Consider the following 25,414-nt stretch of genomic DNA (forward strand, 5'->3'; position numbering starts at 1 on the left):
TAAACGTGATCTACAAAGACCAGTACAACAAGCCACAAACACCGGAGCACAATGTTTGCTCTTGCTGTTACAAACTCTGACCGGCCGTGTTGTAGGAAGTTTCGAAGGATAAATAATTCTTCATGCGCAGACCGGGGTGCGTGTCATGGCGGCGTTGCGCAAGGCTGCGATGACCGAGGGCTCAAGTCGACCTTCGGCGATTTTCAAATCGCGCAGCAGGCAATCCACCACATCCACCAGGGCGCGTTTGTCGGTCAGTTGAGCGCGGTTAACTTCGCGCTCGACCATGATGGCGCCACCGGGGTTCTTCACGGTCACCAGGCATTCGCCCTGCACACCAGCGGTGGTCAGCGTAACCAGATAAGGGCTCAATGCTTCTTCGAGCAACAGGCTGATACTTTCCATCTCGATCACCACTCAATAGTTCGGGAACAATCGTTTCAACGGGTGCTGCATCTCTCCTAAGTGACCGGTTCTAACGTAGGAAAGTTCGCTTTTTCGTCTTTCAAGGGTTGTGCGGGGATGACGTATCCAGCATGCGCTTGCAACATGACAGGTAAAAAACGGCGGCACATAACTGCTTACGCAATGGGTGGCGGTTTTGGGGTGCGCCGGGCGCGCAGGCCAAGAGTGAATCCTATACTCGGTGAGCGCTGATCACTCCGCCGTGCAGGCAGAGTGCATGTCATAAGGCCCTTATTGCGAAGGATAAAGATGATGTTGGAACACAATGAACAACAAGCGTCGATCGAGAAAATTCACGCGGACATATCACGCATTTATGCCGAACAACGCAAGTTCAACGCTGAAGTCCACAAGATAACCCGTGAGATTTTCTGGTACCCCGTGGGCATCGCAATAGGCTTCTTTACCGCTGTTGGTACGGTAATGGCGCTGGCGCATAAGCTACTCACGTAAACGATATGACTGCCGGGCCTGCCACAAACAAAAAACGCCGCTGACCCAGGGAAGGGAAAGCGGCGTTTTTGTCTACGCGGTGTGCCTTACAGCGGCTTGCCCCGATTGCCATGCTGGCTGACAAACGCCTGCACAGCTTTCAGGTCGTTAGCCAACACCGTGCAACGCTCTTCACGCTCGAACAGATCCGCCAGGTGCTGCGGCAGCTCCAGCGCCTTGCCAACACCGGCCTTTTCCACCGCTTCGGGGAATTTCACCGGGTGCGCAGTGCCAAGGATCACCATCGGGATATCCAGGCTGCGACGGCACTCGCGGGCGGCCTTCACACCGATGGCGGTGTGCGGGTCGAGCAGCTCGCCGGTCTGGGCATAGACTTCAGCGATGGTTTCGCATGTCTGCGCGTCGTCCACGGCCAGGGAATCGAACAGCTTGCGGGTTTCGGTCCAGCGCTCTTGCTCGACGCTGAAACCGCCACCTTGCTTGAAGCTGTTCATCAGCTCGGCCAACGCCGCGCCGTTGCGACCGTGCATGTCGAACAGCAGGCGTTCGAAGTTCGACGAGACCATGATGTCCATCGACGGCGACAGCGTGGCGTGCAGGGTTTCCTTGACATACCCGTTGCCGCTCATGAAACGGTGCAGGATGTCGTTGCGGTTGGTCGCGACGATCAACTGATTGACCGGCAGCCCCATGTTGCGCGCCAGGTAGCCGGCGAAGATATCGCCGAAGTTGCCGGTCGGCACCGAGAACGATACTGAACGCGCCGGGCCGCCGAGCTGCAGGGAGGCGTGGAAGTAGTAGACGATCTGGGCCATGATCCGCGCCCAGTTGATCGAGTTCACCGCCACCAGGCGCGTGCCCTTGAGAAAGCTCTGGTCGGCAAAGCTGTTCTTGACCATTTCCTGGCAGTCATCGAAGTTGCCTTCGATGGCAATGTTGTGGATGTTCTCACCGAAAATGGTGGTCATCTGGCGACGCTGCACCTCCGACACGCGCTTGTGCGGGTGCAGGATGAAGATGTCGACGTTTTCGCAGTGCTTGCATCCTTCAATGGCCGCCGAACCGGTATCGCCGGAGGTAGCGCCCATGATCACTACGCGCTCGCCGCGTTTTTCCAGTACGTAGTCGAGCAGGCGACCCAGCAATTGCAGGGCAAAGTCCTTGAACGCCAGGGTCGGGCCGTGGAACAGCTCAAGCACCCACTCGTTGCCGTTCAACTGGCGCAGGGGCGCAATGGCGCTGTGGGAAAACACGCCGTACGTCTCTTCCAGGATCTTCTTGAAATCCGCGTCCGGAATGCTGCCGGTGACGAACGGGCGCATCACCCGGAACGCCAGCTCGTGGTACGGCAGGCCGGCCCAGGAAGCGATTTCTTCCTGGGTGAAGCGTGGCAGGTTTTCCGGCACGTACAGGCCGCCGTCGGTGGCAAGGCCTGCCAGCAGAACGTCTTCGAAATTCAGGGCCGGTGCCTGGCCGCGGGTGCTGATGTAACGCATGACTGGCTCCTTTGAAACATTTTCGAACAGGGGCCGCCGAACGCTCGGGGCCCCTGGAACAATCGGTTAGTTCAAGTGCTCGACGCGGATACGAACGACCGGGCCCACTACGCCTTGCAAGGCTTCCAGGGCGGCGATGGCATCGTTGATATGCTGCTCGAGCACGCGATGGGTCAGCAGGATCATCGGCACCTGGCCGTTCTGTTCCTCGACTTCCTTTTGCATGATCGATTCGATGTTGATGCCGCGCTCCGACAGGATGCTCGCCACCTGGGCCAGCACGCCGGGATGATCCTGGGCCTGGATGCGCAGGTAGTAGGCACTTTCGCAGGCTTCGATCGGCAGGATCGGGTGGGCCGACAGCGAATCCGGCTGGAAGGCCAGGTGCGGCACGCGGTTTTCCGGGTCGCTGGTCATGGCGCGAACCACGTCCACCAGGTCGGCGATTACCGACGAAGCGGTCGGCTCCATCCCGGCACCGGCGCCGTAGAACAGGGTGGAGCCGGCGGCGTCACCGTTGACCATCACCGCGTTCATCACGCCATTGACGTTGGCGATCAGGCGGTCGGCGGGGATCAGTGTCGGGTGCACACGCAATTCGATACCGGCCGGGGTGCTGCGTGCCACACCGAGGTGCTTGATGCGGTAGCCCAGGGCTTCGGCGTAGTTCACGTCGGCGGTGGTCAGTTTGGTGATGCCTTCGGTGTAGGCCTTGTCGAACTGCAGCGGGATGCCAAAGGCGATGGACGCCAGGATGGTCAGCTTGTGGGCCGCATCAATGCCTTCCACGTCAAAGGTCGGGTCGGCTTCGGCATAACCCAGGGCCTGGGCTTCGGCCAGCACGTCTTCGAAGGTGCGGCCCTTTTCGCGCATTTCGGTCAGGATGAAGTTACCGGTGCCGTTGATGATGCCGGCCACCCAATTGATGCGGTTGGCGGACAGGCCTTCACGAATCGCCTTGATCACCGGGATGCCGCCGGCCACGGCGGCTTCGAACGCCACGATCACGCCCTTCTCACGGGCCTTGGCGAAGATTTCGTTACCGTGCACGGCGATCAGCGCCTTGTTGGCGGTGACCACGTGCTTGCCGTTCTCGATGGCCTTGAGCACCAGCTCGCGGGCCACGGTATAGCCGCCTACCAGTTCGATGACAATATCGATCTCAGGGTTGGTGGCCACGGCGAACACATCGTTGGTAATTGCAATACCGGTCGTTTCGAACTGAGGCTTTGGCGAACGTGTGGCGATCTGCGCCACTTCAATCTCGCGCCCTGCACGGCGGGAAATTTCTTCGGCGTTACGCTGAAGTACGTTGAAGGTGCCGCCACCGACGGTCCCTAACCCACAGATGCCTACTTTGACCGGTTTCACTGAAAACTCCCCATGAAACGGCCGACGCGAGGTCGGCCGTGGAACACAGCCGCACAACTGCGGCTCTCAATTAACGACCCGCCGACGGTTCGGCGGATCATGCTCGTCAAAGGCTCGACGATTAATGCTTACTTGGCACCCAGTGCCAGTTTGGCAACTTGTGGTGCAGGCTGGTAGCCCGGAATCACCTGGCCGTCTGCCAAAACGATGGCCGGTGTGCCGTTAACACCGATGGACTGGCCCAGGGCGAACTGCTTGGAAACCGGATTGGCGCATTTGGCCGCCTTGATTTCCTTGCCATCGACCATCTTGTCCATGGCCGCCTTCTTGTCGGCCGAGCACCAGACCGCCTGCAACTGCTCATCGCCTGGCGAACCGAGGCCCTGGCGTGGGAACGCGACGTAGCGTACCTCCACACCCAGCTTGTTCAGCGCCGGCACTTCGGCGTGCAGCTTGTGGCAGTACGGGCAGGTAGTGTCAGTGAACACGGTGATGTGGGTCTTGGTCTCGCCGATGGCCGGATACACCACGGTTTCAGCCACCGGAATACCATTGATCAGCTTGGACACGCCGAGGCGTTCGGCTTTCTCGGTCAGGTTGACCGGCTTGCCGTCCTTGAGCTGGAACAGGTAGCCCTGAACGATGTACTGGCCGTCTGCACTGGCGTACAGCACGCGGCTGCCCTTGAGCTTGACTTCGTACAGACCGGCCATGGGGCTGGCGCTGATGCTTTCGATGGGGGTCTCGAGTTGCAGGTTGACCAGGCTCTTGCGAATGGCCTGCTCGGCCGCATCGTCGGCGACGGCAAAGGTGGAAACCAACGCAATGGCTGCGGCGGCAATAATCTGGGTCAAGCGCATGGGAACTCCTGAAGGCAGATGCAGGGACGGGTGCACGTACGCCGATTGGAAACTGGGGCGCGGACCGTCGCCTTTGCGAACCGGCAAAGCCTACCACAGTTGGGCCGCAGGGCAGCCCGCAGCCGGACAAATTGGGATTTTTCAGCCGCGTGGATGGTGCCTGGCGTGCATTTCCTGCAAGCGCGCCCGTGCCACGTGGGTGTAAATCTGGGTGGTGGACAAGTCACTGTGCCCGAGCAGCATCTGCACCACACGCAAATCCGCGCCGTGGTTGAGCAAATGCGTGGCGAATGCATGGCGCAAGGTATGGGGCGACAGCGTCTTGCCGATTCCGGCGACCCTGGCCTGGTGCTTGATGCGATGCCAGAAGGTCTGACGGGTCATCTGCTCGCCGCGCAGGCTGGGGAACAGCACATCGCTGGGACGGCCACCGAGCAGTTCGTGACGCGCATCGCGCAGGTAACGCTCGACCCACACAATCGCCTCCTCGCCCATCGGCACCAGGCGTTCCTTGCTGCCCTTGCCCATCACCCGCAACACGCCCTGGCGCAGGTTGACCTGCTCCAGGGTCAGGCTGATCAGCTCGGTGACCCGCAGGCCGCAGGCGTAGAGCACTTCCAGCATGGCGCGGTCGCGCTGGCCGATGGCCTCACTGAGATCCGGCGCGGCTAACAGAGCCTCCACGTCAGCTTCCGACAAGGATTTAGGAAGAGGCCTACCTAATTGCGGCATATCCACTTGTAGAGTTGGATCGACTGCGATGAGCTTTTCACGCAACAGGTAGCGATAAAAGCCACGTACACCGGAGAGAAATCTCGCGGTGGATCGCGGCTTGTAATGTTGCTCGAGGCGCCAGGCCAAGTGATCGAGGATCAGCTCGCGCCCGGCATTGATCAGCTCCAGGTTTTTCTCCTGCAGCCACCCGTTGAACAGGGCCAGGTCGCTGCGGTAAGCCTGGCGCGTGTTGTCGGAGAGGCCTTTTTCCAACCAAAGGGCGTCAAGGAAGCGGTCAATCAGGGGGTGGTCAATGGCGGGCATGGTTACTCAAGCGACGCGGCACGGGGCTCGGCGCCCTTTTATTTAGTGAACTGTGGCAAGGGCCACTAGTCTTTCATAGCCCGCTACTTCTAGGAACAGGAAGCTTTAATGAACGAACAACAGATCTTGTTGGCTTTCGGCGGTATCGGTGTGGCCGCGCTCGGCTGCCAATGGCTGGCCTGGCGCCTGAAGTTGCCGGCGATTCTGTTTCTGTTATTGAGCGGAATCCTGGCGGGGCCGGTACTCGGCTGGCTCGACCCGCAGGAAATGTTCGGCCCGCTGCTGATGCCATTGGTGTCGCTGGCGGTCGCACTGATCCTGTTTGAAGGCAGCCTGACGCTGCATCTGTCGGAATGGAAGGAGATCGGCAGCGTGGTTCACCGACTGGTGACCCTTGGCGCACTGACGACCTGGGCGGTGATTACCGTGGCAACCCACTGGCTGTTGGGTTTCGACTGGATGCTGGCGCTGCTGTTCGGCACCCTGACGCTGGTCACAGGCCCGACCGTCATCGTGCCGATGTTGCGCGTGGTACGCCCCAAGGCGTCCATCGCCAATATCCTGCGCTGGGAAGGCATTGTCATCGATCCGATCGGTGCGCTGCTGGCCGTGGTGGTCTACAGCTTTATCATTGCCAGCGCGTCGGGCGATGGCCTGAGTCACAGCCTGCTGACTTTTGGCGGCGTCATCCTGTGCGGCAGCCTGTTCGGGATTGCCGGGGGCTGGGTGCTGGGCCTGGTGATGCGCCGCCAGTGGCTGCCGGAATACCTGCATAACCTGGCCACCCTGGCGGCGGTGCTGGGGGTGTTCATCGCCTCCAATGAGGTCATGCATGAGTCCGGCCTGCTGGCGGTGACGCTGATGGGCATGTGGATGGCCAACATGAAGGGCGTGGACGTGCGGCACATCCTGCACTTCAAGGAGAACCTCAGCGTTCTGCTGATTTCCGGCTTGTTTATCCTGCTGGCGGCGCGCCTGGACCTGAACGCATTGATCGCCCTGGGGCCGTTTGTGCTGATTCTGCTGCTGATCATTCAGTTCATTGCGCGCCCGCTGAACGTTGCTGTGTCGACCGTCGGCTCGAAACTGAGCTGGCGCGAACGCGCACTGCTGGCCTGGATCGCCCCGCGCGGGATTGTGGCCGCAGCGGTGTCGGCGATTTTTGCGATTCGCCTGGATGAGGCCGGCCACGAAGGTGCGTTGTTGCTGGTGCCGCTGACGTTTGCGGTGATTATCGGCACGGTGGTGCTGCAAAGCGCGACTGCACGCCCTCTGGCCCGCTTGTTGAAAGTAGCCGAACCCGCGCCCAGCGGCTTTCTGATCGTCGGCGCCAACGGCCCGGCCCGCATCCTCGGCAAAGCCCTGCAACAGTTGGGCAGCCGAGTGCTGCTGACCGATTCAAGCTGGGAAAACATTCGCGCCAGCCGCATGGAAGGGCTGCCGACCTACTTCGGCAACCCGGCATCACAGCATGCCGAGTCCCATCTGGACCTGGTCGGTCTCGGGCATTTGCTCGCGCTGTCACCTTCCGGCGAATTGAATACCCTGGCCACCATGCGCTTTCGTCATGACTTCGGGCATCGCCTGTTCGCCTTGGCCAACAGCCAGGAAAGCCGTCGCACCGACAAGCACCGGGCCAGCGGCGAGCACCGTGGGCACTTGCTGGGCAGCCAGCCGCTGAGCTACACCAAACTCGCCAGCCTGCTGGGGCAAGGCGCCGAGCTGTATACCACGCAGCTGACCGATGGGTTTGGCTGGAGCGATTACCAGGCACTGCATGGGGAACGGGCGACGCTGCTGTTTGCCCGCGACAACAGCGGCTGGGTGCATGTGGTCACGCCAGAGAGCGATATGAAACCGCTGGCGGGATGGACATTACTGGCAGTCATTCAGCCTGGTCAGGCCTGAGGGCGCACGGCACAAATCGCAGGCACAAAAAAGCAGCCCGCAGGCTGCTTTTTTCTGCATCGGGAAGCTGGACTTAAGCCAGTTTTTCCTTGATGCGAGCTGCTTTACCGGACAGGTCACGCAGGTAGTACAGCTTGGCTTTGCGTACGTCACCGCGACGTTTCACAGCCATGCTGTCGATTTGCGGGCTGTAGGTCTGGAAAGTACGCTCTACGCCAACACCGTTGGAGATTTTACGAACAGTGAAAGCACTGTTCACACCACGGTTACGCTTGGCGATTACCACGCCTTCGAACGCTTGCAGACGCGAACGGTCGCCTTCCTTCACTTTCACCTGAACGACAATGGTGTCGCCCGGGGCAAAGGTAGGGATCTCTTTGGTCATCTGCTCTGCTTCGAGTGCAAGGATGATTTTGTTAGTCATGCTGTGCTCCTAAGGTAAGTCAATGGACCTACCATCGATACGTTGTTAACTATCGTCCCGCGCGAGGATGTATTCCTCGAGCAGCTTCTTCTCTTCTCCAGAAAGCGAGCGGCTTTCCAGAAGATCGGCGCGTCGTTCATAGGTCCGACCAAGGGACTGCTGTAAACGCCAACGCCGGATGTGTGCGTGATTGCCACTTAGCAATACGTCGGGAACACGCTGATCCGCATACACCTCCGGACGGGTGTAGTGCGGGCAATCCAGCAAACCATCCGTGAAGGAATCTTCCTCCGCGGAGTCCGCATGCCCTAAAGCTCCAGGCAGCAGTCGTGTAACCGCATCTATCAGGACCATCGCCGGCAGCTCGCCGCCAGACAGGACATAGTCCCCAATCGACCACTCTTCATCGACATGAGCTTCAATAAAACGCTCGTCAATGCCTTCATAGCGACCGGCAATCAGGATCAGTGCCTCCTCATTCGCCAGTTCGCCTACCGCAGCCTGTTTCAGCTGACGGCCTTGAGGGGACAGGTAAATTACCTTCGCCTTCTCCCCGGCGGCTGCCTTGGCCTGGGCCAACGCGTCTTCCAGGGGCTTGATCTTCATCACCATGCCCGGGCCACCGCCAAATGGGCGATCGTCCACAGTGTGATGTCGATCCGTCGTGTAGTCTCGCGGGTTCCAACAGGTAAGCTGCAACAGCCCCTGTTTCACCGCCCGACTGGTGATGCCGTACTCGCTGATGGCGGAGAACATCTCGGGAAACAAACTGATCACTTCAATGCGCAAATTAGCCACGCTTAGAAGTCCGCGTTCCATTCCACCTTCATCTCGCCCGCTGCGAGGTCGACGGCCAACACGCACTGCCCGGTATAGGGCAACAGGCGTTCGCGATCATCCAGGCTGCCAGCGCAAGGCTTGACCACCATTACATCATTGGCGCCGGTTTCCAGAAGATGATCGATTTTCCCGAGCAGTTGCCCGAGTTGATCAATAACCTTCAGACCTTCCAGCTGGTACCAGTAGTACTCGCCGTCGGTCAATTCAGGGAACAGGTTGCGCGGCACGCAGATCTCGTAACCGGCCAGAAGACGAGCTTCTTCACGATCATCAAGACCCTTGAGCTTTGCGACCAGGAACTTATCGCTCCCGCGTCCACTGACCAGCTCGACCTGTTTCACGCTGCCTTCGCGCTTGAGCGTCCAGGTTTTGTACTGCAACAGGTTTTCAGTCGGATCAGTAAAGGAATACACCTTCACTTCGCCGCGAACGCCATGAACAGAGTAAATCTTGCCGATAACGATCAAATCATCAGCAACAGTTGGCGTCGCGTTCATATTGCTCAGGCTGCGGCCTTAGCCGAGTCTTTCAACAGCTTGGCAACGCGCTCGGATGGCTGTGCACCAACGCTCAGCCAGTAGGCTACGCGCTCTTGGTTCACGGACAGACGAACTTCCTGACCGCGAGCGATCGGGTTGAAGAAGCCAACTTGTTCCTTGTGAGAGCCGTCACGTGGGTTGCGGCTGTCAGTTACGGTCAAGTGGTAAAACGGGCGCTTTTTGGAGCCGCCAAGGGCAAGACGGATTGTTAGCATGTGAACATCGTTCCTGTAGTCGGTGCTGCAAATCTAAATGCACAGCGGGCATAGGTGCCCGAAAGGCCGCATATTCTAAGGAATATCCGGACTTTTGCAAATGTCTTTTTCCGGCGCCTACCCGCGTGCCATTCAGATCTGCTATAGAGCCGTCGGTTAAAACGGCAGGTCAGCGCCCGCCAATGGCGGGTTTGCTGGAGATCCCGCATCCCTGCGGGTCGGAGCGCAAGCTGGGCTCGCGCTCGAATTCTTTACATCTTGGGCATGCCGCCGCCGGGCAACATACCGCCCATGCCGCGCATCATCTTGGCCATGCCGCCCTTGGCGGAGAATTTCTTCATCATCTTCTGCATCTGCTTGTGCTGCTTGATCAAGCGACCGATGTCTTGCACCTGGGTGCCGGAACCCATGGCGATCCGGCGTTTGCGCGAACCGCTGATCAGCTCAGGGTCGCGGCGCTCGGCCGGGGTCATGGAGTTGATGATGGCTTCCATCTGCTTGAACTGCTTCTCTGCCGCGCCCTGGGCGTTGCCCATTTGCGCCAGGTTCACGCCGCCGATGTTCGGCAGCTTGTCCATCAGCCCGCCAAGGCCACCCATGTTCTTCATCTGTTGCAGCTGATCGCGGAAGTCTTCGAGGTCGAAGCCCTTGCCCTTCTTCAGCTTTTTGGCCAGTTTGTCGGCCTTGTCCTTGTCGAGCGTGGCTTCGGCCTGCTCGATCAGGCTGAGCACGTCACCCATGCCGAGGATGCGCGAGGCGATACGCTCGGGGTGGAACGGCTCGAGCGCGTCGCTCTTCTCGCCCATGCCGATGAACTTGATCGGCTTGCCGGTGATGGCACGTACCGACAGCGCGGCACCGCCACGGGCGTCGCCGTCGACCTTGGTGAGGATCACGCCGGTCAGCGGCAGCGCGTCACCGAAGGCCTTGGCGGTGTTGGCCGCATCCTGGCCGGTCATGGCGTCGACCACGAACAGCGTCTCGACCGGGTTGATCGCGGCATGCAGCGCCTTGATCTCGCCCATCATCTCTTCATCGATGTGCAGCCGACCGGCGGTATCGACGATGACCACGTCGATGAATTTCAGCTTGGCTTCTTTAATGGCCGCGTTGGCAATGTCGACCGGCTTCTGGCTCAGGTCCGACGGGAAGAAGGTCACGCCCACTTCGCCCGCAAGCATTTCCAACTGCTTGATGGCCGCCGGACGGTATACGTCGGCCGACACCACCATCACGGACTTCTTCTTGCGCTCTTTAAGGAAGCGCGCCAGCTTGCCGGCGGTGGTGGTCTTGCCCGCGCCTTGCAGACCGGCCATCAAGACGACGGCCGGAGGCACGGCGCTGAGGTTCAGGTCTTCGTTGGCCGCGCCCATCAGGCTTTCGAGTTCGGCCTGGACGATCTTCACAAAGGCCTGGCCCGGGGTCAGGCTGCGCGACACTTCGGTGCCGACCGCGCGCTCCTTGACCGAGTTGACGAAGTCCTTCACCACCGGCAAGGCCACGTCGGCTTCCAGCAACGCCATGCGCACTTCACGCAGGGTGTCTTTAATATTGTCCTCGGTCAGCTTGGCCTTGCCGGTGACATGGCGCAGCGTCTGCGAGAGACGGTCAGTCAGGTTTTCAAACATGCGCGATCCTTTCAGGCCCTATTCAACGATATGCATTGGTAGACCGAGGTAATGGCGGCCCAGGCTGCGGTAAATCGCTATTAAACATAGCGCTCGGCGAGCCTGCGGCGTGGGCAGGTCGCGGATTATAGCGAAGACTGCGCCCATGCACACCCGCTGTCTGGTGCGGGAGTCTTTCGTGCGGCGCGGGTGTGTGCCAAACTCAGCGCCTTTCGGGCTTGTCTATCAGGATTTATGCTCCCCTTGTCACCCAGTTTGCTACCCAGTCTCGCCGCCGCCCTCTTGTATGCCGCTGCGACCCTCTATCAGGGCACTCGTCTGGCCCAAGGCGCCAAAGCGGACAAACGTCTGCTGACAGGCCTTGGCGTCCTCGCCCTGCTGGCCCATGCCGCCAGTCTGTTTACGCACCTGATGACCCCGGTCGGCCTGGGCCTGGATTTTTTCAGCGCCGCCAGCCTGATCGCCGCCGCCGTGATCGCACTGACACTGCTGGCGTGCTACCGGATTCCGGTCGAAAACCTGCTCGTGCTGCTGTTCCCGCTGGGCATGCTCACGGTGCTGCTGGCGCAATTCGCCCCTACCGGCACCGTACAGGTGATCGATGAAGAGCCGGGCATTCTCGCGCATATCCTGTTATCGATTCTTGCCTACGGCATGTTCACCATTGCAGTGTTCCAGTCACTGCTGGTGCTGCTGCAAGACCACCAGCTCAAGCACAAGCACCCGTCCGGGCTGATCAAGAACTTCCCGCCGCTGCAAACCATGGAAAGCCTGCTGTTCGGGTTCCTGTGGGCCGGCTGGAGCTTGTTGTCGCTGTCGCTGATCTCCGGCTGGCTGTTCGTCGAAAACCTGTTCGCCCAGCACCTGGTGCACAAGACCTTGCTGGCCTGCTTGGCCTGGATCGTGTTCAGCGTGTTGCTGTGGGGCCGCAACCGCCTCGGCTGGCGCGGGCACAAAGCCATCCGCTGGACCCTGGCCGGTTTCTGCCTGCTGATGCTGGCCTATTTCGGCAGCAAGCTGGTTCGCGAATACATCCTGCATATCTGACGAGCGGCGATCATGGACAACTTGCCCCTTGGGCCGATGCTCGCCGTAATTGCCCTGCTGATTTTATGGGCGGCACTGTTTACCGCCATCGAAGCAGCACAACAGCATCTGCTGGCTCTGCGCCCCGGCACTCGCCAGGGTGACAAGGCTGCCGCACGCCTGAGCTTCCCGCGCCACAGCCTGATCCTGTGCAACAGCCTGTGCCGCGCAGCCGTGGTCATTCTCTGCACGCTGCTGGCGATCTATGCCTGGGCACAGAACGGGCCGTGGCTGGGCTGGCTGATTGCCTGCGCGTTGCTGCTGATCCTCGCCGACTACCTGCCTCGCGCCCTGGCTACCCGCTATCCGCACGCCATACTGGGTTTCGGCAATGCGCTGCTGGGCGTGCCGCTGAAAATCCTGTATCCCGTTGCCTGGCTGCTCAACGGCATCAGCCTGATGCTGCTGCGCCCGTTCGCGCGCAAGGCCGCCGTGGTGAGAAACAGCGACGAGCCTTCGTCCGACCACCACGACGAACCGCACCATGATGCCGATGAAGAGCCTATGCCCGGCATGCCTGGCATCCATGCCCTGGACAACATCACCGTCAATGACATCCTGGTGCCGCGCAGCGAAGTGGACGGCATCAACCTGGATGACGCGATCGAGGACATCATCGAGCAACTGCGCAATTCCCAGCGCACACGGTTGCCGGTGTTCCACAGCGACATCAACCAGGTCGAAGCGGTGCTCAACACACGGCAGATCCAGCACCTGCTGGCCGACGCCAGCCTGACCAAGGAAGCGCTGCTGGCCGCCTGCCACGAACCCTACTTCGTGCCGGAAAGCACGCCGTTGCAACTGCAACTGCTGAATTTCCACAAGCAACAGCGCCGCCTGGGCATGGTGGTGGACGAGTACGGCGAAGTACTGGGCATCGTGACCCTGGACGACATCTTGGAAGAAATCGTCGGCGAATTCGAAAGCGATCAGACGGTGGATAACCCTCACATCGAAGCCCAGCCGGACGGCCGCTACATCATCGACGGCGCGGCTTCGATCCGCGAACTGAACAAAAGCCTGGGCTGGCACCTGCCCAGCGACGGCCCCAAGACCCTCAACGGCCTGGTGACCGAGGCGCTGGAGACGATTCCGGACTGCGCGGTATGCCTGAAGATTGGCCGCTATCGCCTGGAAATCCTCGAGACCGAGGACAATCGGGTAAGCAAGGTTTTGATCTGGCATACCAGCCATGTGCCCGTCGCCGCCTGACTTTCTGATAAACCACAATCCAATGTGGGACGGGGCTTGCCCCCGATAGCAGAGTGTCAGTTACTGCATCTGGTGACCGATACACCGCTATCGGGGGCAAGCCCCCTCCCACATTTTGATTTGCTGCGCGCCTGTTACTTGTTGTAACTCCAAACCCCTTCCTATAATCCCTGCGGCTTACCCAAGCCGCTCCGCGCACAACCCTGATCCATGGGTGTACGACCAATAATAATCCGCGTCCAAACGCGCAATGACCGTCAGGGATTACCGCCATGAGCACCCCCTATAACGAGGCCACCACCGCTGCCCCGACCAACTCGACGGCTCGCGTGGCGACCGCGAGCATCGTCGGCACCGCCATCGAGTTCTACGACTTCTATATCTACGCCACGGCTGCCGCGCTGGTGATCGGCCCGGTGTTCTTCCCACAGACCTCAGGCACCGCACAGATGCTTGCGTCGTTCCTGACCTTCGGCATCGCCTTTATCGCCCGCCCGCTGGGTTCGGCACTGTTCGGCCACTTTGGCGACCGTATCGGCCGCAAGTCGACGCTGGTGGCCTCGCTGTTGCTGATGGGCGTGTGTACCACTCTGATCGGCTTGCTGCCCGGCTACGACAGCATTGGCGCCTGGGCGCCGATCCTGTTGTGTGTATTGCGCTTCGGCCAAGGCCTGGGCCTGGGCGGGGAATGGGGCGGCGCGGCCTTACTGGCGACCGAGAACGCGCCCAAAGGCAAGCGCGCCTGGTTCGGCATGTTCCCGCAATTGGGGCCGTCGATTGGCTTCCTGGCGGCCAACGGTTTGTTCCTGATTTTGGCCATGAGCCTGAACGACGAGCAATTTCGCAGCTGGGGCTGGCGCATTCCGTTCATCCTCAGCGCGGCGCTGGTGATGGTGGGCTTGTACGCACGGCTCAAGCTGCACGAGACGCCGGTGTTCGCCAATGCCGTGGCTCATGAAAAGCCGGTGAAGGTGCCGCTGGTGGAACTGTTCAGCCAGCATTGGCTACCCGTGCTGCTGGGCGCCGCGTCGATGGTGGTGTGCTACGCTCTATTCTATATCACCACGGCGTTTTCCCTGAGCTATGGGGTGTCGACCCTGGGCTACAGCCGTGAAACTTTCCTCGGCCTGCTGTGTTTCGCGGTGCTGTTCATGGGGCTGGCGACGCCGTTGGCGGCGCTGGCCAGCGACCGCTACGGGCGCAAGCCGGTGCTGATCGTCGGCGCGATCCTGGCGATTCTGTCGGGCTTTACCATGGAGCCGCTGCTGACCCACGGTTCGACCTGGGCCGTGGCGCTGTTTTTGGCACTGGAGCTCTTTCTGATGGGCGTGACCTTCGCACCGATGGGCGCATTGCTGCCGGAACTGTTCCCGACCCGCGTGCGTTATACCGGCGCGTCGGCGGCGTATAACCTGGGCGGAATAGTGGGCGCATCGGCGGCGCCGTTCTTCGCGACCAAGCTGGTGGCGATGGGCGGGCTGAGCTATGTCGGGGGGTATGTGTCGGCGGCAGCGTTGCTGAGTTTGATTGCGGTGCTGTGCCTGAAAGAGACGCGGGATAATGATTTGAACAAGGTCGCCTGATAGACCGCTATCGGGGGCAAGCCCCCTCCCACACTTGATCGGGTTCACATAGTTAGATTTGTGAATACATTCAAATGTGGGAGGGGGCTTGCCCCCGATGCTTTTAGAGTTCTACAACCACAGCCTGAGAAGCCCGGGTCGCCTTGGCACGAGCAGCCTCAATCGACTCATCCCGCGCCAGCGCCACGCCCATGCGCCGCTGGCCGTTGACCTCAGGCTTGCCAAACAGACGCAATGCCGTATCCGGCTCGCTCAACGCAGCACCCAGGTTGGCAAACGCCGTCTGAGTCGACTGCCCTTCCACCAGAATCACCGCCGAAGCCGAAGGCCCGAACTGGCGGATCAACGGAATCGGCAGGCCCAGGATAGCCCGGGCGTGCAGGGCAAACTGCGACAGGTCCTGGGAAATCAGCGTCACCAGACCAGTGTCATGGGGGCGCGGCGAGACCTCGCTGAACCACACCTGATCGCCCTTGATGAACAATTCCACGCCAAACAGACCCCGACCACCCAGGGCTTCGGTCACTGCCTTGGCAACCCGCTCGGACTCGGCCAGGGCAACCGGGCTCATGGCCTGTGGCTGCCAGGATTCCTGGTAGTCGCCCTTCTCCTGACGATGGCCAACCGGCGCACAGAACGTGGTGCCGCCGACATGACGCACGGTCAGCAAAGTGATTTCGTAGTCGAAGTCGATAAAGCCTTCGATGATCACCCGGCCTTTACCGGCGCGGCCGCCTTCCTGGGCGTAGTCCCAGGCTTTCTGCACATCGTCCGCGCTGCGCAGCAGGCTCTGGCCCTTGCCCGACGAACTCATCACCGGCTTGACCACACACGGGAAACCCAGGTCCTGCACGGCCTTGCTGTAGTCTTCGAAGGTGTCGGCGAAGTGGTACGGCGAGGTCGGCAGGTCCAGCTCTTCGGCGGCCAGGCGACGGATGCCTTCACGGTTCATGGTCAAGGACGTGGCGCGGGCGGTCGGAATCACGGTGAAACCTTCGGCCTCCAGTTCCACCAGGGTAGCGGTGGCAATGGCTTCGATTTCCGGCACGATGAAGTGCGGTTTTTCCGCCTCGATGACCGCACGCAGCGCCGCGCCGTCGAGCATGTTGATCACATGGCTGCGATGCGCCACCTGCATGGCCGGCGCGTTGGCATAACGATCCACGGCAATCACTTCAACGCCCAGGCGCTGCAGTTCGATCACCACTTCCTTGCCCAGCTCACCGCAGCCACACAGCAAAACGCGGGTCGCGGTTGGCGACAATGGAGTTCCGATTCGGGTCATCTCAGGTCCTCAGGGGAGCGGATCATGGGGGAGAAAGGCCGGCATTTTACATGAACTGTAAAAATTGGCCTCAGTTGGCGATGGCGCGCCGGCGGATGCGCCAGGCCATGACCAGCCACACCACGGTGACACCGGCGAATTTCGACGCCAGCGCTGTGCCCGCCACGGCAGGGGTCAGCGCGCCGATCAGGCCGAAAAAGATAAAGGTATCCAGGGGAATGCTCAGCGCCGAACTTATCCACAGGCGGTCGTGCAGCGGACGCCGGGTGATACTGAACACCAGCCAGTCGATGCATTCGGACACCGCGAACGCCGTGGCGCTGGCCAGGGCGATGGACGGGTCGGAGGTGATATACGACAGCACCAGCGCCGCCAGCATGGCAATGATCGCGCCGTGGCCGAAGCGGGTTTGCACCATGTCGCGCAGAATGAAGACCAGGCCACCCCAGGCGGACCAGATCACGTCCAGGTGCGGGGCGGTGGAAAAGGCGAAGTTGATCAGCACGACGCTGCTGATGTAGGCGATCAGAAAGAGCATGGGGACGGACCTGTGGGTAATGCCGCACAGAGTACACAATTACAGGGAGGTAGTCTGGGAGGGCCTCATCGGGGGCAAGCCCCCTCCCACATTTTTGAACTGTGAACACATTCAAGTGTGGGAGGGGGCTTGCCCCCGATGGCGGTCTATCAGGCGCCGGATTTACCAGAAACCATAAACACTAACCCACTCGCCACCGCCCGCTCATGACACAACCCCAACACCAGCCGGCGTTCGGCATTGTCCATGCGGCTCCAACGCGTAATCTCATCCACGTTGCGCTGGCAACCGGTGCAGATATCGTCCTCGTCCAACGCGCAAATGCTCACGCAAGGCGAGGCAACAGGCCGTTCAACCGCACTCATTGTTCCTGCTCGACCAGATCACGCGCATACCGCTGCGCGTTATGCACATAGTGCGCGGCGCTGGCTTCGAGCATGCGTTTCTGCGCTTCGGTCAGCTCACGTACCACCTTGCCGGGCGACCCCATCACCAGGGAGCCATCGGGAATTTCCTTGCCTTCGCCGATCAGCGAATTGGCGCCGATGATGCAGTGCTTGCCAATCTTCGCGCCATTGAGGATCACTGCGTTGATGCCGATCAGGCTGTAATCATCGACGGTGCAGCCGTGCAGCATGGCGTTATGGCCGATGGTCACGCCCGTGCCGAGGGTCAGCGGGTAGCCCATGTCGGTGTGCATCACGCTGCCGTCCTGCACGTTGCTGTTCTTGCCGATCAGGATCAGTTCGTTGTCGCCACGCAATACCGCGTTGAACCAGACGTTGGCGCCCTCCTCCAGCTTGACCTTGCCCACCAGCGTGGCATTGGGTGCTATCCAACTGTTGGGATGCGTCTCGACGCGGGCATCGCCCAGGCGGTATTTCATGGTTGTTCCTCACGGCTCGCCATTCAAACGATGGCTCAGATATTGATGAAGCTCTTGGGTGGCTGATGCAGGCTGATCTTGGCGTCGTCGTAGAGCAGGTTGATCAGCTCGACGATCATGATTGCCGTCAGGCCCCAGATCTTGTATTCGCCGAACCTGTAGCTTGGCACATACCAACTGCGACCCTGATAGTCGATGCGGTGGGTGTGCTCGCGTGGGTCCTGGCGGAAAAAGTCCAGGGGCACGCTGAAGACAGCGGCAATTTCGGCGTCGTTGGCCAGGTACTCGACGTAATCAGGGACCACGCCCACATAGGGCGTGACACGGATACCGTGCAGGGAGATCAACGGGCTCAATGGGCCAATGACCTCGACCAGCCCCGGCGGCAGGCCGATTTCTTCTTCGGCTTCGCGCAGAGCGGTAAAGATGAGGTCCGGGTCTTCGGGGTCACGGCGCCCGCCGGGGAAGGCCACTTCGCCGCCATGGGTCGACAGGCCACTGGCGCGCAGGGTCAGGATCAGCTCGGGTTCGTCACTGCGGGTAATCGGCACCAGCACCGCGGCCTCGGGGAAACGCCCGTCGGTCTCCAGGGTATGGGGGGTGTGGTTGCTTACCCGGCGAAGTAGCTCGTCCAGCATGAGTCATCTCGGTCTGTTGGCTACCTTGCATCATGCACCAAAGCGCGCAGGCGCCCAACCCCAAAACCACCGGGGTGTCGCGAAACGACAACTTGCAGGAACGCCTGGCACCAAGCCAAGATGTGCCCACTCTCCAGGAACCCCAGCATGAACTTCTGCAGCCAGTGCGGCAAACCGGTCACCCAACGCATTCCCGAAGGCGACGCGCGCCTGCGCTATGTGTGCGACCACTGTTCGACCATTCATTACCAGAATCCCAATATCGTCGCCGGTACCGTGCCGGTATGGGGCGACAAAGTGCTGCTGTGCCGTCGCGCCATCGAGCCGCGCCTGGGTTACTGGACCCTGCCCGCAGGCTTCATGGAAAACGGCGAAACCGTGGAACAGGCCGCCATGCGCGAGACCCTGGAAGAAGCTTGCGCCCGCGTGCGCGACCTGAGCCTCTACACCTTGATCAACGTGCCGCACATCAATCAGGTGCATATTTTCTATCGCGCCGAGCTGGCCGACCTGGACTTTGCCGCAGGCATCGAAAGCCTGGAGGTGAAGCTGTTCGCCGAGGCCGATATCCCTTGGTCCGAGCTGGCTTTCCGCACGGTCGGGCGTACCTTAGAATGCTTCTTCGCTGACCGTGCGCAACAGCTGTTCCCGGTGCGCAGCGAGTCCGTGCCGCCCCAGTCCAAGCCCGCCCAATAACAAGCCGGCCACTCGTCGCCAAAGGGAAATCGTTTCAATGCGTTGGTTGCTTGCTCTGATCTGCCTGTCATTCGCTGCCCTGTCCCCGGCCTCCACGGTGCAAACCCTCGGCGGCAAACCGGTCGAAAAGGTCCTGGTGCTCAAATCCGCCCACCAGTTGCAGTTGATCAACGACGGCAAACCGCTCAAGACCTATCGCATTTCCCTGGGGAAAAATCCGAAAGGCCACAAACTGATCGAGGGCGACCGCCGCACGCCCGAAGGCTTCTACTGGATCGACTGGCGCAAGACCAGCGACCGTTTCAACCTGGCCATGCACATCTCCTACCCCAATATCAGCGACGCCGCCCGCGCGCGCCGCGAAGGCGTGAAACCGGGCAGCATGATCATGATCCACGGCACGCCCGACACCGAGGACTACCCGGAACAGTGGTTCCACACCCTGGACTGGACCGACGGCTGTATCGGCATGCGCAATGTGGACATGCGCGAAGTCTGGAGCCTGGTCAAGGACGGCACCCTGATCGAGATTCGGCCCTGATCGGCGACCGCTGGTAAAATAATTCGAAAATAATTCCTGCCCCGGACAGCGCCTGCCGGTGAATACCAGTTCACTGCGCGGGCTGCGCACTTGTGCGCCAAACAAAGACCTCTCTAATACCACTTGACACCACGCACCGTTAAGAAGCCCTGAAACCGGCACTCGCACCGTTTTGGTAGCATTGACATGGTATTTAAGTGGTATTAATTTCCAGCCATTACCGGGCGACAACACTCCAATAACGCATCGGAAACCTGACACATGAACCCCATCCTGGCCCTGCGCCCCGACGACAAGCAATCCACGCCGCTGTACCTGCAACTGGCCCGCAGCCTTGAAGCGGCGATCCATGCCGGCCAGTGGAAATCCGAGCAGGCCCTGCCCTCGGAACGCGCCCTCAGCGAGCAGTTGAGCATCTCGCGGGTCACTGCCCGCAAAGCGCTGGAGGTGTTGCTTGCCCAGGGTTTGATCCGCCGCAGCCAGGGCTCCGGCACCTTTATTACGCCGCGCCTGGAGCAGCCCTTGTCACGACTGTCGGGGTTCAGCGAAATGCTCCGGCTCAAGGGCTTCGTGCCCAGCTCGCAGTGGCTGGAGCGCGACATCACCCCGCCGACCCACGAAGAGCTGATCCGCCTGGGTCTGTCGCCCAGCGACAAAGTGGCGCGTCTCAAGCGTCTGCGCAAAGCCGATGACACGGTAATGGCGATTGAAATGACCACCATGCCCGCCTCCGTGCTGCCCCAGCCCCAAGCCATCGGCAATTCGTTGTACGAATACCTGGAAAGCGTCGGCAAGCCCATCGTGCGCGCCCTGCAGCATATCCAGGCGATCAACGCCTCGGACGAGTTCGCCAAACTGGTGGGCATCGCCCCCGGCACCGCCATGCTGCTGATGACCCGTGTGGGTTACACCGCCGACAACACCCCGATTGAAATCACCGACACCTACTGCCGCAACGACTACTACGACTTTGTCGCAGAGCTGCGCCGTCATGACTATTCCGCCGAATTGCGAATCTAGAGAACTGCCCATGTCCGAAGACAATATCCTCACGCCCAACGGCTGGATGCGTGGCCGCCTGGTGCACGAGCACGGCAAGGTGGTTGCCATTGAAGGCACGCCGTGCGACCCGGCCGACAACAACCTGCCCTACCTGCTGCCGGGCTTTATCGACCTGCATGTGCACGGTGGCGGCGGCGCGGACATCATGGAAGGTGCGCACGCCTTCGAGACCATCACCCGGACCCACGTGCGGTTTGGCACCACCTCGCTGCTGGCCACCACCATGACGGCACCGGTGGACGAAATCACCAGCGTCCTCGGTGAACTCGGCAGGTTCTGCGAGCAACGCCCGGCAGGTAGCGCCCGGGTGCTGGGCGTGCACCTGGAAGGCCCTTACATCAACCCGGGCAAACTCGGCGCCCAACCCAACTTCGCCCACACCGCCTTGATGGCCGAGGTCGAAGCCTACCTGCGCCTGGCGCCGATCCGCGTGATCACCATCGCCCCGGAAATCGCCGGCCACGACGGCCTGATCCGCGCCCTCAGCGAACGCGGCGTGCGCATGCAGATCGGCCACACCCTGGGCAGTTACGAAGAAGGCGTCGCCGCCCTCGCCGCCGGCGCCACCAGCTTTACCCATTTGTACAACGCCATGAGCCCGCTGCATCACCGCGAGCCGGGCATCGTCGGCGCCGCGCTGGCCCATGCCAAATACGCGGAACTGATACCGGACTTATTGCATGTACATCCCGGCGCGATCCGCGTGGCCTTGCGCTCCATCCCGTGCCTGTACTGCGTCACCGATTCCACCGCCGCCGCCGGTATGCCCGATGGCGAATACAAGCTGGGCAGCCACACCGTGACCAAATGCCTGGGCGGCGTACGCCTGGCCGACGGCACCCTGGCCGGCAGCACCCTGACCATGGACCAGGCGCTGCGCAACCTGGTGAAAATCGGCCTGCCGATCAGCGAAGCCTCACAACGCCTGTCGCAATTTCCTGCGGACTACCTGGGCCTGGAAGAACGCGGCCGCCTGCAACCCGGCAGCTTTGCCGACTGCGTGCGCCTGGACCGCTCACTGACACTCACCGACGTGATGGTCGAAGGAGAAACCATTGACTTCAAAAATGCTTGAAGAGGCCCTGGCCTCCTGCGACGCCGTTGCGGCACAACTGCAACGCCTGGACCCGCTGCTGGAAGAAGTGGCCGGCCGCCTGCGCCGCCAGCCGCCGCAAGTGGCAATGACCATCGCCCGCGGCAGCTCCGACCATGCCGCCAGCTACTTCGCCTACCTGGCCATGCAACATGTGGGCATTCCGGTGGCATCGTTGCCGATGTCGGTGGTGACCTTGTTGCAGGCGCCGATGAAAGTCAGCGGTCAGGTAGCGTTCGGTTTCTCCCAGTCAGGCCAGAGCCCGGACCTGGTCAACAGCCTGCGCCTGTTGCGCAAGCGTGGCGCCTTGAGCATCTCGCTGGTCAATGCCGAAGATTCGCCGCTGCAAGCCGCGTGTGAATTCCACGTGCCGCTGTGCGCCGGGCCGGAACTCAGCGTGGCCGCGACCAAGAGCTTTATCGCCACCCTCAGCGCCAGCGCGCAATTGATCGGCCACTGGAACCAGGAAACCGACCTGCTGCAAGCCTGCCAGGCCCTGCCCGATGGCCTGCGCGATGCCGCCAAGCAAGATTGGCGCCTGGCCGTCGATGCCCTCAAAGGTAGCCAGCGCTTGATGGTGATCGGCCGTGGCGCCGGGTTTGCCATCGCTCAGGAAGCCGCGCTCAAGCTCAAGGAAACCTCGGCGATCCAGGCCGAAGCCTTCAGCAGCGCCGAGGTGCGCCACGGGCCGATGGCCTTGATCGACGAGAACTACCCCTTGCTGGTCTTCGCTCCACGCGGCGCCGAACAGGCCGGCCTGCTGACCCTGGCCGCCGATATGCGCCAGCGCGGTGCGCGGGTGCTCCTGGCTGCGCCGGATGACATCGCCGAGCGCGACCTGACCCTGAGCCGCGCCGAACACCCGAGCCTGGACCCGATCCTGGCGATCCAGAGTTTCTACGTGATGGCCGCCGGTCTGGCTGAAGCACGGGGCATGGACCCGGATCAGCCGCGCCACCTGAGCAAAGTCACCCGCACGCACTGAAGCGGCGTTTTCCTGATGAGTACCGTGCCCATGTCCAACAACAATAACCGAGTGACCCTCAGCGCCCCCTTGAGTGGGCCGGTGCTGGCCCTGAACCGCGTCCCCGACGAAGTGTTCGCCAGCGGCGCCATGGGCGACGGTCTCGCTATCGACCCATTGAACGACTGTCTGCATGCACCCTGTGCCGGCGTGATCATCCATGTCGCCCGCACCGGGCACGCCCTGACCCTGCGCGCCGACAACGGTGCCGAGGTGTTGATGCATGTGGGCATCGACACCGTGGAACTCAATGGCGAAGGCTTTGCCTTGCTGGTCAAGGAAGGCGCACGGGTGAGCCAGGGCCAGGCGCTGGTGCAGTTTGACCTGGACCGCATTGCGCGTCAGTGCAAGAGCCTGGTGAGCCTGATCATCCTGACCAACAGTGATCGCTTTGAACTGACGCCTTTGGCGCTGAAAACGGTCAAGGTCGGAGAGCCGTTGCTGCAGATTGCTGCGCGCGCGACCAGCACCGTTCAAGCAGCTGTGGATAACTACAACTCAAAAGCCGACTCAGAAGCCAGTGCCAGCGTGCGCATCACCCACCGTGGCGGTTTGCATGCCCGCCCCGCCGCCTTGATTCGCAAGACGGCCCAGGGTTTCAGCAGCCAGTCGCACCTGCACTTCGCTGACAAGTCGGCGTCGTGCGACAGCCTGATTGGCTTGATGGGCCTGGGCATTGGCGAAGGCGACGAAGTTCGCGTGAGTTGCCGTGGCAAGGACGCCGAGGCCGCGTTGCAAGGGTTGATCGCGGCATTGTCCGTGGCGGTCAGCGAAGTCCATCACGCGCCGGTGGCCGCTGCTGCGCCCCGTCGTGCCAGTGTGGAAGCCGATGTGTTGCAAGGCGTTTGTGCAGCGCCCGGCCTGGTGTGCGGGCCGCTGTTTCGCCTGACCGGCATCGAATTGCCGGAAGACACCGGCAACCACGTGGCCGACGACCAACAGCAGCGCCTCGACACGGCTCTGCAGCAGGTGCGCGATGAAATCCGCAGCACCCTCGACCATGCTCGCCAACGCAAGAACGTCGAGGAAGAAGACATCTTCGCCGCCCACCTCGCGCTGCTCGAAGACCCGGCGCTGCTGGAAGCGGCCACCGCCGCCATCACACACGGCAGCGCTGCCACCCACGCCTGGCGTGATGCGATCCAGGCCCAGTGCGCGGTGCTGCTGGCACTGGGCAAGCCGTTGTTTGCCGAGCGCGCCAACGATCTGCGCGACCTGCAACAACGCGTACTGCGCGCCTTGCTGGGCGAGGCCTGGCACTTTGAACTGCCTGCCGGGTCGATCGTCAGTGCCCATGAATTGACGCCGTCAGATCTGCTGCAGTTGAGTGAGCAGCAGGCTGTGGGTATCTGCATGGCCGAAGGCGGCGCCACGTCACACGTCGCCATTCTTGCGCGGGGTAAAGGCTTGCCCTGCGTGGTCGCGCTGGGCGCCGAGGTGCTGGATGTGCCTCAGGGCCAGCGTGTGGTGCTGGACGCCGTCAATGGCCGGCTGGAACTGGCCCCCACGGACGCGCGCCATGCTGAAGTTCACCAGATTCGCGACGCGCAGAAGCTCCGTCGCCAGCAGCAAGACGCCCAAGCGCAACAACCGGCACGCACCACCGATGGCGTGAGCATTGAAGTCGCCGCCAACGTCGCCTCCAGCAGCGAGGCCCGGCACGCATTTGAAAATGGCGCCGATGGCGTCGGTTTGCTGCGCACCGAATTTCTGTTCGTCGACCGCCGCACCGCACCGGATGAACAGGAACAGCGCCAGGCTTATCAGGCCGTGCTGGATGCGATGGGCGACAAGTCCGTGATCATTCGCACCATTGACGTGGGCGGTGACAAGCAGCTCGACTACCTGCCGCTGCCTGTCGAAGCCAACCCGGTGTTGGGCCTGCGCGGCATTCGCATGGCCCAGGTGCGCCCGGAACTGCTCGACCAGCAACTGCGCGCCCTGTTGCAAGTCTCGCCGCTGGCGCGTTGCCGCATCCTGTTGCCGATGGTCAGCGAGGTGGACGAACTGCTGCAGATCCGCCAGCGCCTGGATCAACTGTGCGTGGAACTGAACCTGACGCAGCGCCCCGAACTGGGTGTGATGATCGAAGTGCCCGCCGCCGCGCTGATGGCTGAGCAGTTGGCCGAACACGCGGACTTTTTGTCCATCGGCACCAATGACCTGTCCCAGTACACCCTGGCCATGGATCGCGACCACGCAGGCTTGGCTGCCCGCGTCGACGCGCTGCACCCAGCCTTGCTGCGGCTGATCGCCCAGACCTGCGCCGGTGCGGCCAAGCATGGGCGTTGGGTCGGTGTGTGCGGCGCCCTGGCCTGCGACCCGCTGGCCACGCCGGTGCTGGTCGGCCTGGGCGTCAGCGAGCTGTCGGTAAGCCCGCCGCAGATCGGAGAAATCAAGGACCGCGTCCGCCACCTGGACGCGGCGCAATGCCGGCAACTGAGCCTTGAGCTGCTCGACCTGAGCAGTGCCAAGGCCGTTCGCCACGCCTGTCAACACCACTGGCCGCTGAGCTGAAAACAACAAGAATAGG

General features: G+C 61.5%; 26 protein-coding genes. 11 read left to right on the forward strand and 15 right to left on the reverse strand.

The window, feature by feature from the left end; genetic code table 11:
* Positions 1-120: 120 nt before the first annotated feature.
* Positions 121-405 (reverse strand): DUF3509 domain-containing protein, encoded by a 285-nt coding sequence (locus tag BOP93_RS21695; protein WP_057723912.1) that lies wholly within the window; start codon positions 403-405, stop codon positions 121-123.
* A gap of 312 nt (positions 406-717) precedes the next feature.
* Here BOP93_RS21695 and BOP93_RS21700 point away from each other — a divergent pair, with 312 nt between their 5' ends.
* Positions 718-918, forward strand: coding sequence for a hypothetical protein (locus BOP93_RS21700; RefSeq protein WP_057723913.1), 201 nt, complete (start codon positions 718-720; stop codon positions 916-918).
* 86 nt (positions 919-1,004) lie between these two features.
* Here BOP93_RS21700 and thrC read toward each other — a convergent pair whose 3' ends face one another.
* From thrC to xerD, 4 genes are all read right to left on the reverse strand, one after another.
* Positions 1,005-2,414, reverse strand: a complete 1,410-nt coding sequence (gene thrC, locus BOP93_RS21705; protein ID WP_104504609.1) for a threonine synthase — start codon at positions 2,412-2,414, stop codon at positions 1,005-1,007.
* 66 nt (positions 2,415-2,480) lie between these two features.
* The gene (locus BOP93_RS21710; RefSeq protein ID WP_104504610.1) at positions 2,481-3,785 is read right to left on the reverse strand and encodes a homoserine dehydrogenase; all 1,305 of its coding nucleotides are present in this window, start codon (positions 3,783-3,785) and stop codon (positions 2,481-2,483) included.
* A gap of 128 nt (positions 3,786-3,913) precedes the next feature.
* Positions 3,914-4,645 (reverse strand): thioredoxin fold domain-containing protein, encoded by a 732-nt coding sequence (locus BOP93_RS21715; RefSeq protein ID WP_104504611.1) that lies wholly within the window; start codon positions 4,643-4,645, stop codon positions 3,914-3,916.
* Between the two features lie 141 nt (positions 4,646-4,786).
* Positions 4,787-5,683, reverse strand: coding sequence for a site-specific tyrosine recombinase XerD (gene xerD / locus BOP93_RS21720; protein WP_104504612.1), 897 nt, complete (start codon positions 5,681-5,683; stop codon positions 4,787-4,789).
* 108 nt (positions 5,684-5,791) lie between these two features.
* On the opposite strand from xerD, the gene BOP93_RS21725 reads away from it, so the two are divergent.
* Positions 5,792-7,591 (forward strand): cation:proton antiporter, encoded by a 1,800-nt coding sequence (locus BOP93_RS21725; RefSeq protein WP_104504613.1) that lies wholly within the window; start codon positions 5,792-5,794, stop codon positions 7,589-7,591.
* 73 nt (positions 7,592-7,664) lie between these two features.
* Here BOP93_RS21725 and rplS read toward each other — a convergent pair whose 3' ends face one another.
* The 5 genes from rplS to ffh form a co-directional block, all read right to left on the reverse strand.
* Complete coding sequence (gene rplS, locus BOP93_RS21730; protein ID WP_003175895.1) at positions 7,665-8,015, reverse strand: 50S ribosomal protein L19; 351 nt, start codon at positions 8,013-8,015, stop codon at positions 7,665-7,667.
* A gap of 45 nt (positions 8,016-8,060) precedes the next feature.
* The gene (gene trmD, locus BOP93_RS21735; RefSeq protein WP_205885774.1) at positions 8,061-8,834 is read right to left on the reverse strand and encodes a tRNA (guanosine(37)-N1)-methyltransferase TrmD; all 774 of its coding nucleotides are present in this window, start codon (positions 8,832-8,834) and stop codon (positions 8,061-8,063) included.
* Positions 8,816-9,352: a ribosome maturation factor RimM gene (gene rimM / locus BOP93_RS21740; RefSeq protein ID WP_104504614.1), complete on the reverse strand. Its 537-nt coding sequence runs from the start codon at positions 9,350-9,352 to the stop codon at positions 8,816-8,818. The genes trmD and rimM overlap by 19 nt, the downstream gene beginning before the upstream one ends.
* A gap of 5 nt (positions 9,353-9,357) precedes the next feature.
* A complete protein-coding gene (rpsP, locus tag BOP93_RS21745; protein ID WP_003238923.1) occupies positions 9,358-9,609 on the reverse strand; it encodes a 30S ribosomal protein S16 in 252 nt (83 codons plus the stop codon).
* A gap of 251 nt (positions 9,610-9,860) precedes the next feature.
* Positions 9,861-11,237 (reverse strand): signal recognition particle protein, encoded by a 1,377-nt coding sequence (gene ffh / locus BOP93_RS21750; RefSeq protein WP_010207982.1) that lies wholly within the window; start codon positions 11,235-11,237, stop codon positions 9,861-9,863.
* Between the two features lie 234 nt (positions 11,238-11,471).
* Here ffh and BOP93_RS21755 point away from each other — a divergent pair, with 234 nt between their 5' ends.
* The 3 genes from BOP93_RS21755 (at position 11,472) to BOP93_RS21765 (ending at position 15,118) form a co-directional block, all read left to right on the forward strand.
* A complete protein-coding gene (locus BOP93_RS21755) occupies positions 11,472-12,284 on the forward strand; it encodes a cytochrome C assembly family protein (protein WP_104504615.1) in 813 nt (270 codons plus the stop codon).
* Between the two features lie 12 nt (positions 12,285-12,296).
* The gene (locus tag BOP93_RS21760; protein ID WP_104504616.1) at positions 12,297-13,535 is read left to right on the forward strand and encodes a transporter associated domain-containing protein; all 1,239 of its coding nucleotides are present in this window, start codon (positions 12,297-12,299) and stop codon (positions 13,533-13,535) included.
* 272 nt (positions 13,536-13,807) lie between these two features.
* A complete protein-coding gene (locus tag BOP93_RS21765; RefSeq protein ID WP_104504617.1) occupies positions 13,808-15,118 on the forward strand; it encodes an MFS transporter in 1,311 nt (436 codons plus the stop codon).
* A 103-nt stretch (positions 15,119-15,221) separates the two neighbouring features.
* On the opposite strand, the gene purT is transcribed toward BOP93_RS21765, so the two are convergent.
* The 5 genes from purT to BOP93_RS21790 form a co-directional block, all read right to left on the reverse strand.
* Entirely contained in the window at positions 15,222-16,403 is a 1,182-nt protein-coding gene (gene purT, locus BOP93_RS21770) for a formate-dependent phosphoribosylglycinamide formyltransferase (protein WP_104504618.1), read from the reverse strand.
* Between the two features lie 70 nt (positions 16,404-16,473).
* Positions 16,474-16,941, reverse strand: coding sequence for a VUT family protein (locus BOP93_RS21775; protein ID WP_104504619.1), 468 nt, complete (start codon positions 16,939-16,941; stop codon positions 16,474-16,476).
* A 149-nt stretch (positions 16,942-17,090) separates the two neighbouring features.
* Entirely contained in the window at positions 17,091-17,306 is a 216-nt protein-coding gene (locus BOP93_RS21780; RefSeq protein WP_104504620.1) for a DUF1289 domain-containing protein, read from the reverse strand.
* The gene (locus BOP93_RS21785; RefSeq protein WP_104504621.1) at positions 17,303-17,827 is read right to left on the reverse strand and encodes a gamma carbonic anhydrase family protein; all 525 of its coding nucleotides are present in this window, start codon (positions 17,825-17,827) and stop codon (positions 17,303-17,305) included. The genes BOP93_RS21780 and BOP93_RS21785 overlap by 4 nt, the downstream gene beginning before the upstream one ends.
* Positions 17,828-17,862: 35 nt before the next feature.
* Positions 17,863-18,465 carry a CoA pyrophosphatase gene (locus BOP93_RS21790; protein WP_065887517.1) on the reverse strand — a complete coding sequence of 201 codons (603 nt, stop codon included), beginning with the start codon at positions 18,463-18,465 and terminating at the stop codon, positions 17,863-17,865.
* A gap of 147 nt (positions 18,466-18,612) precedes the next feature.
* On the opposite strand from BOP93_RS21790, the gene BOP93_RS21795 reads away from it, so the two are divergent.
* From BOP93_RS21795 to ptsP, 6 genes are all read left to right on the forward strand, one after another.
* Positions 18,613-19,161, forward strand: a complete 549-nt coding sequence (locus tag BOP93_RS21795; RefSeq protein ID WP_065896363.1) for an NUDIX hydrolase — start codon at positions 18,613-18,615, stop codon at positions 19,159-19,161.
* Between the two features lie 37 nt (positions 19,162-19,198).
* Complete coding sequence (locus BOP93_RS21800) at positions 19,199-19,702, forward strand: L,D-transpeptidase family protein (protein ID WP_104504622.1); 504 nt, start codon at positions 19,199-19,201, stop codon at positions 19,700-19,702.
* Positions 19,703-19,963: 261 nt separating this feature from the next.
* The gene (locus BOP93_RS21805) at positions 19,964-20,722 is read left to right on the forward strand and encodes a GntR family transcriptional regulator (RefSeq protein WP_104504623.1); all 759 of its coding nucleotides are present in this window, start codon (positions 19,964-19,966) and stop codon (positions 20,720-20,722) included.
* Positions 20,723-20,732: 10 nt separating this feature from the next.
* Positions 20,733-21,839 (forward strand): N-acetylglucosamine-6-phosphate deacetylase, encoded by a 1,107-nt coding sequence (nagA, locus tag BOP93_RS21810; RefSeq protein ID WP_104504624.1) that lies wholly within the window; start codon positions 20,733-20,735, stop codon positions 21,837-21,839.
* Positions 21,820-22,842: an SIS domain-containing protein gene (locus tag BOP93_RS21815; protein WP_104504625.1), complete on the forward strand. Its 1,023-nt coding sequence runs from the start codon at positions 21,820-21,822 to the stop codon at positions 22,840-22,842. Before nagA ends, BOP93_RS21815 begins: the two co-directional genes overlap by 20 nt.
* 30 nt (positions 22,843-22,872) lie before the next feature.
* Complete coding sequence (gene ptsP / locus BOP93_RS21820; protein WP_104504626.1) at positions 22,873-25,398, forward strand: phosphoenolpyruvate--protein phosphotransferase; 2,526 nt, start codon at positions 22,873-22,875, stop codon at positions 25,396-25,398.
* Positions 25,399-25,414 lie beyond the last annotated feature (16 nt).

Source organism: Pseudomonas orientalis (genome assembly GCF_002934065.1).
Classification (GTDB): Bacteria; Pseudomonadota; Gammaproteobacteria; order Pseudomonadales; family Pseudomonadaceae; genus Aquipseudomonas; species Aquipseudomonas orientalis_A.

Coding starts and splice junctions, on each gene's coding strand:
- BOP93_RS21695 (WP_057723912.1), bottom strand. CDS start 405: ATGGAAAGTATCAGCCTGTTGCTCGAAGAAGCATTGAGCCCTTATCTG.
- BOP93_RS21700 (WP_057723913.1), top strand. CDS start 718: ATGTTGGAACACAATGAACAACAAGCGTCGATCGAGAAAATTCACGCG.
- thrC (WP_104504609.1), bottom strand. CDS start 2,414: ATGCGTTACATCAGCACCCGCGGCCAGGCACCGGCCCTGAATTTCGAA.
- BOP93_RS21715 (WP_104504611.1), bottom strand. CDS start 4,645: ATGCGCTTGACCCAGATTATTGCCGCCGCAGCCATTGCGTTGGTTTCC.
- xerD (WP_104504612.1), bottom strand. CDS start 5,683: ATGCCCGCCATTGACCACCCCCTGATTGACCGCTTCCTTGACGCCCTT.
- BOP93_RS21725 (WP_104504613.1), top strand. CDS start 5,792: ATGAACGAACAACAGATCTTGTTGGCTTTCGGCGGTATCGGTGTGGCC.
- rplS (WP_003175895.1), bottom strand. CDS start 8,015: ATGACTAACAAAATCATCCTTGCACTCGAAGCAGAGCAGATGACCAAA.
- trmD (WP_205885774.1), bottom strand. CDS start 8,834: ATGGAACGCGGACTTCTAAGCGTGGCTAATTTGCGCATTGAAGTGATC.
- rimM (WP_104504614.1), bottom strand. CDS start 9,352: ATGAACGCGACGCCAACTGTTGCTGATGATTTGATCGTTATCGGCAAG.
- rpsP (WP_003238923.1), bottom strand. CDS start 9,609: ATGCTAACAATCCGTCTTGCCCTTGGCGGCTCCAAAAAGCGCCCGTTT.
- ffh (WP_010207982.1), bottom strand. CDS start 11,237: ATGTTTGAAAACCTGACTGACCGTCTCTCGCAGACGCTGCGCCATGTC.
- BOP93_RS21755 (WP_104504615.1), top strand. CDS start 11,472: ATGCTCCCCTTGTCACCCAGTTTGCTACCCAGTCTCGCCGCCGCCCTC.
- BOP93_RS21760 (WP_104504616.1), top strand. CDS start 12,297: ATGGACAACTTGCCCCTTGGGCCGATGCTCGCCGTAATTGCCCTGCTG.
- BOP93_RS21765 (WP_104504617.1), top strand. CDS start 13,808: ATGAGCACCCCCTATAACGAGGCCACCACCGCTGCCCCGACCAACTCG.
- purT (WP_104504618.1), bottom strand. CDS start 16,403: ATGACCCGAATCGGAACTCCATTGTCGCCAACCGCGACCCGCGTTTTG.
- BOP93_RS21775 (WP_104504619.1), bottom strand. CDS start 16,941: ATGCTCTTTCTGATCGCCTACATCAGCAGCGTCGTGCTGATCAACTTC.
- BOP93_RS21780 (WP_104504620.1), bottom strand. CDS start 17,306: ATGAGTGCGGTTGAACGGCCTGTTGCCTCGCCTTGCGTGAGCATTTGC.
- BOP93_RS21785 (WP_104504621.1), bottom strand. CDS start 17,827: ATGAAATACCGCCTGGGCGATGCCCGCGTCGAGACGCATCCCAACAGT.
- BOP93_RS21790 (WP_065887517.1), bottom strand. CDS start 18,465: ATGCTGGACGAGCTACTTCGCCGGGTAAGCAACCACACCCCCCATACC.
- BOP93_RS21795 (WP_065896363.1), top strand. CDS start 18,613: ATGAACTTCTGCAGCCAGTGCGGCAAACCGGTCACCCAACGCATTCCC.
- BOP93_RS21800 (WP_104504622.1), top strand. CDS start 19,199: ATGCGTTGGTTGCTTGCTCTGATCTGCCTGTCATTCGCTGCCCTGTCC.
- BOP93_RS21805 (WP_104504623.1), top strand. CDS start 19,964: ATGAACCCCATCCTGGCCCTGCGCCCCGACGACAAGCAATCCACGCCG.
- nagA (WP_104504624.1), top strand. CDS start 20,733: ATGTCCGAAGACAATATCCTCACGCCCAACGGCTGGATGCGTGGCCGC.
- ptsP (WP_104504626.1), top strand. CDS start 22,873: ATGTCCAACAACAATAACCGAGTGACCCTCAGCGCCCCCTTGAGTGGG.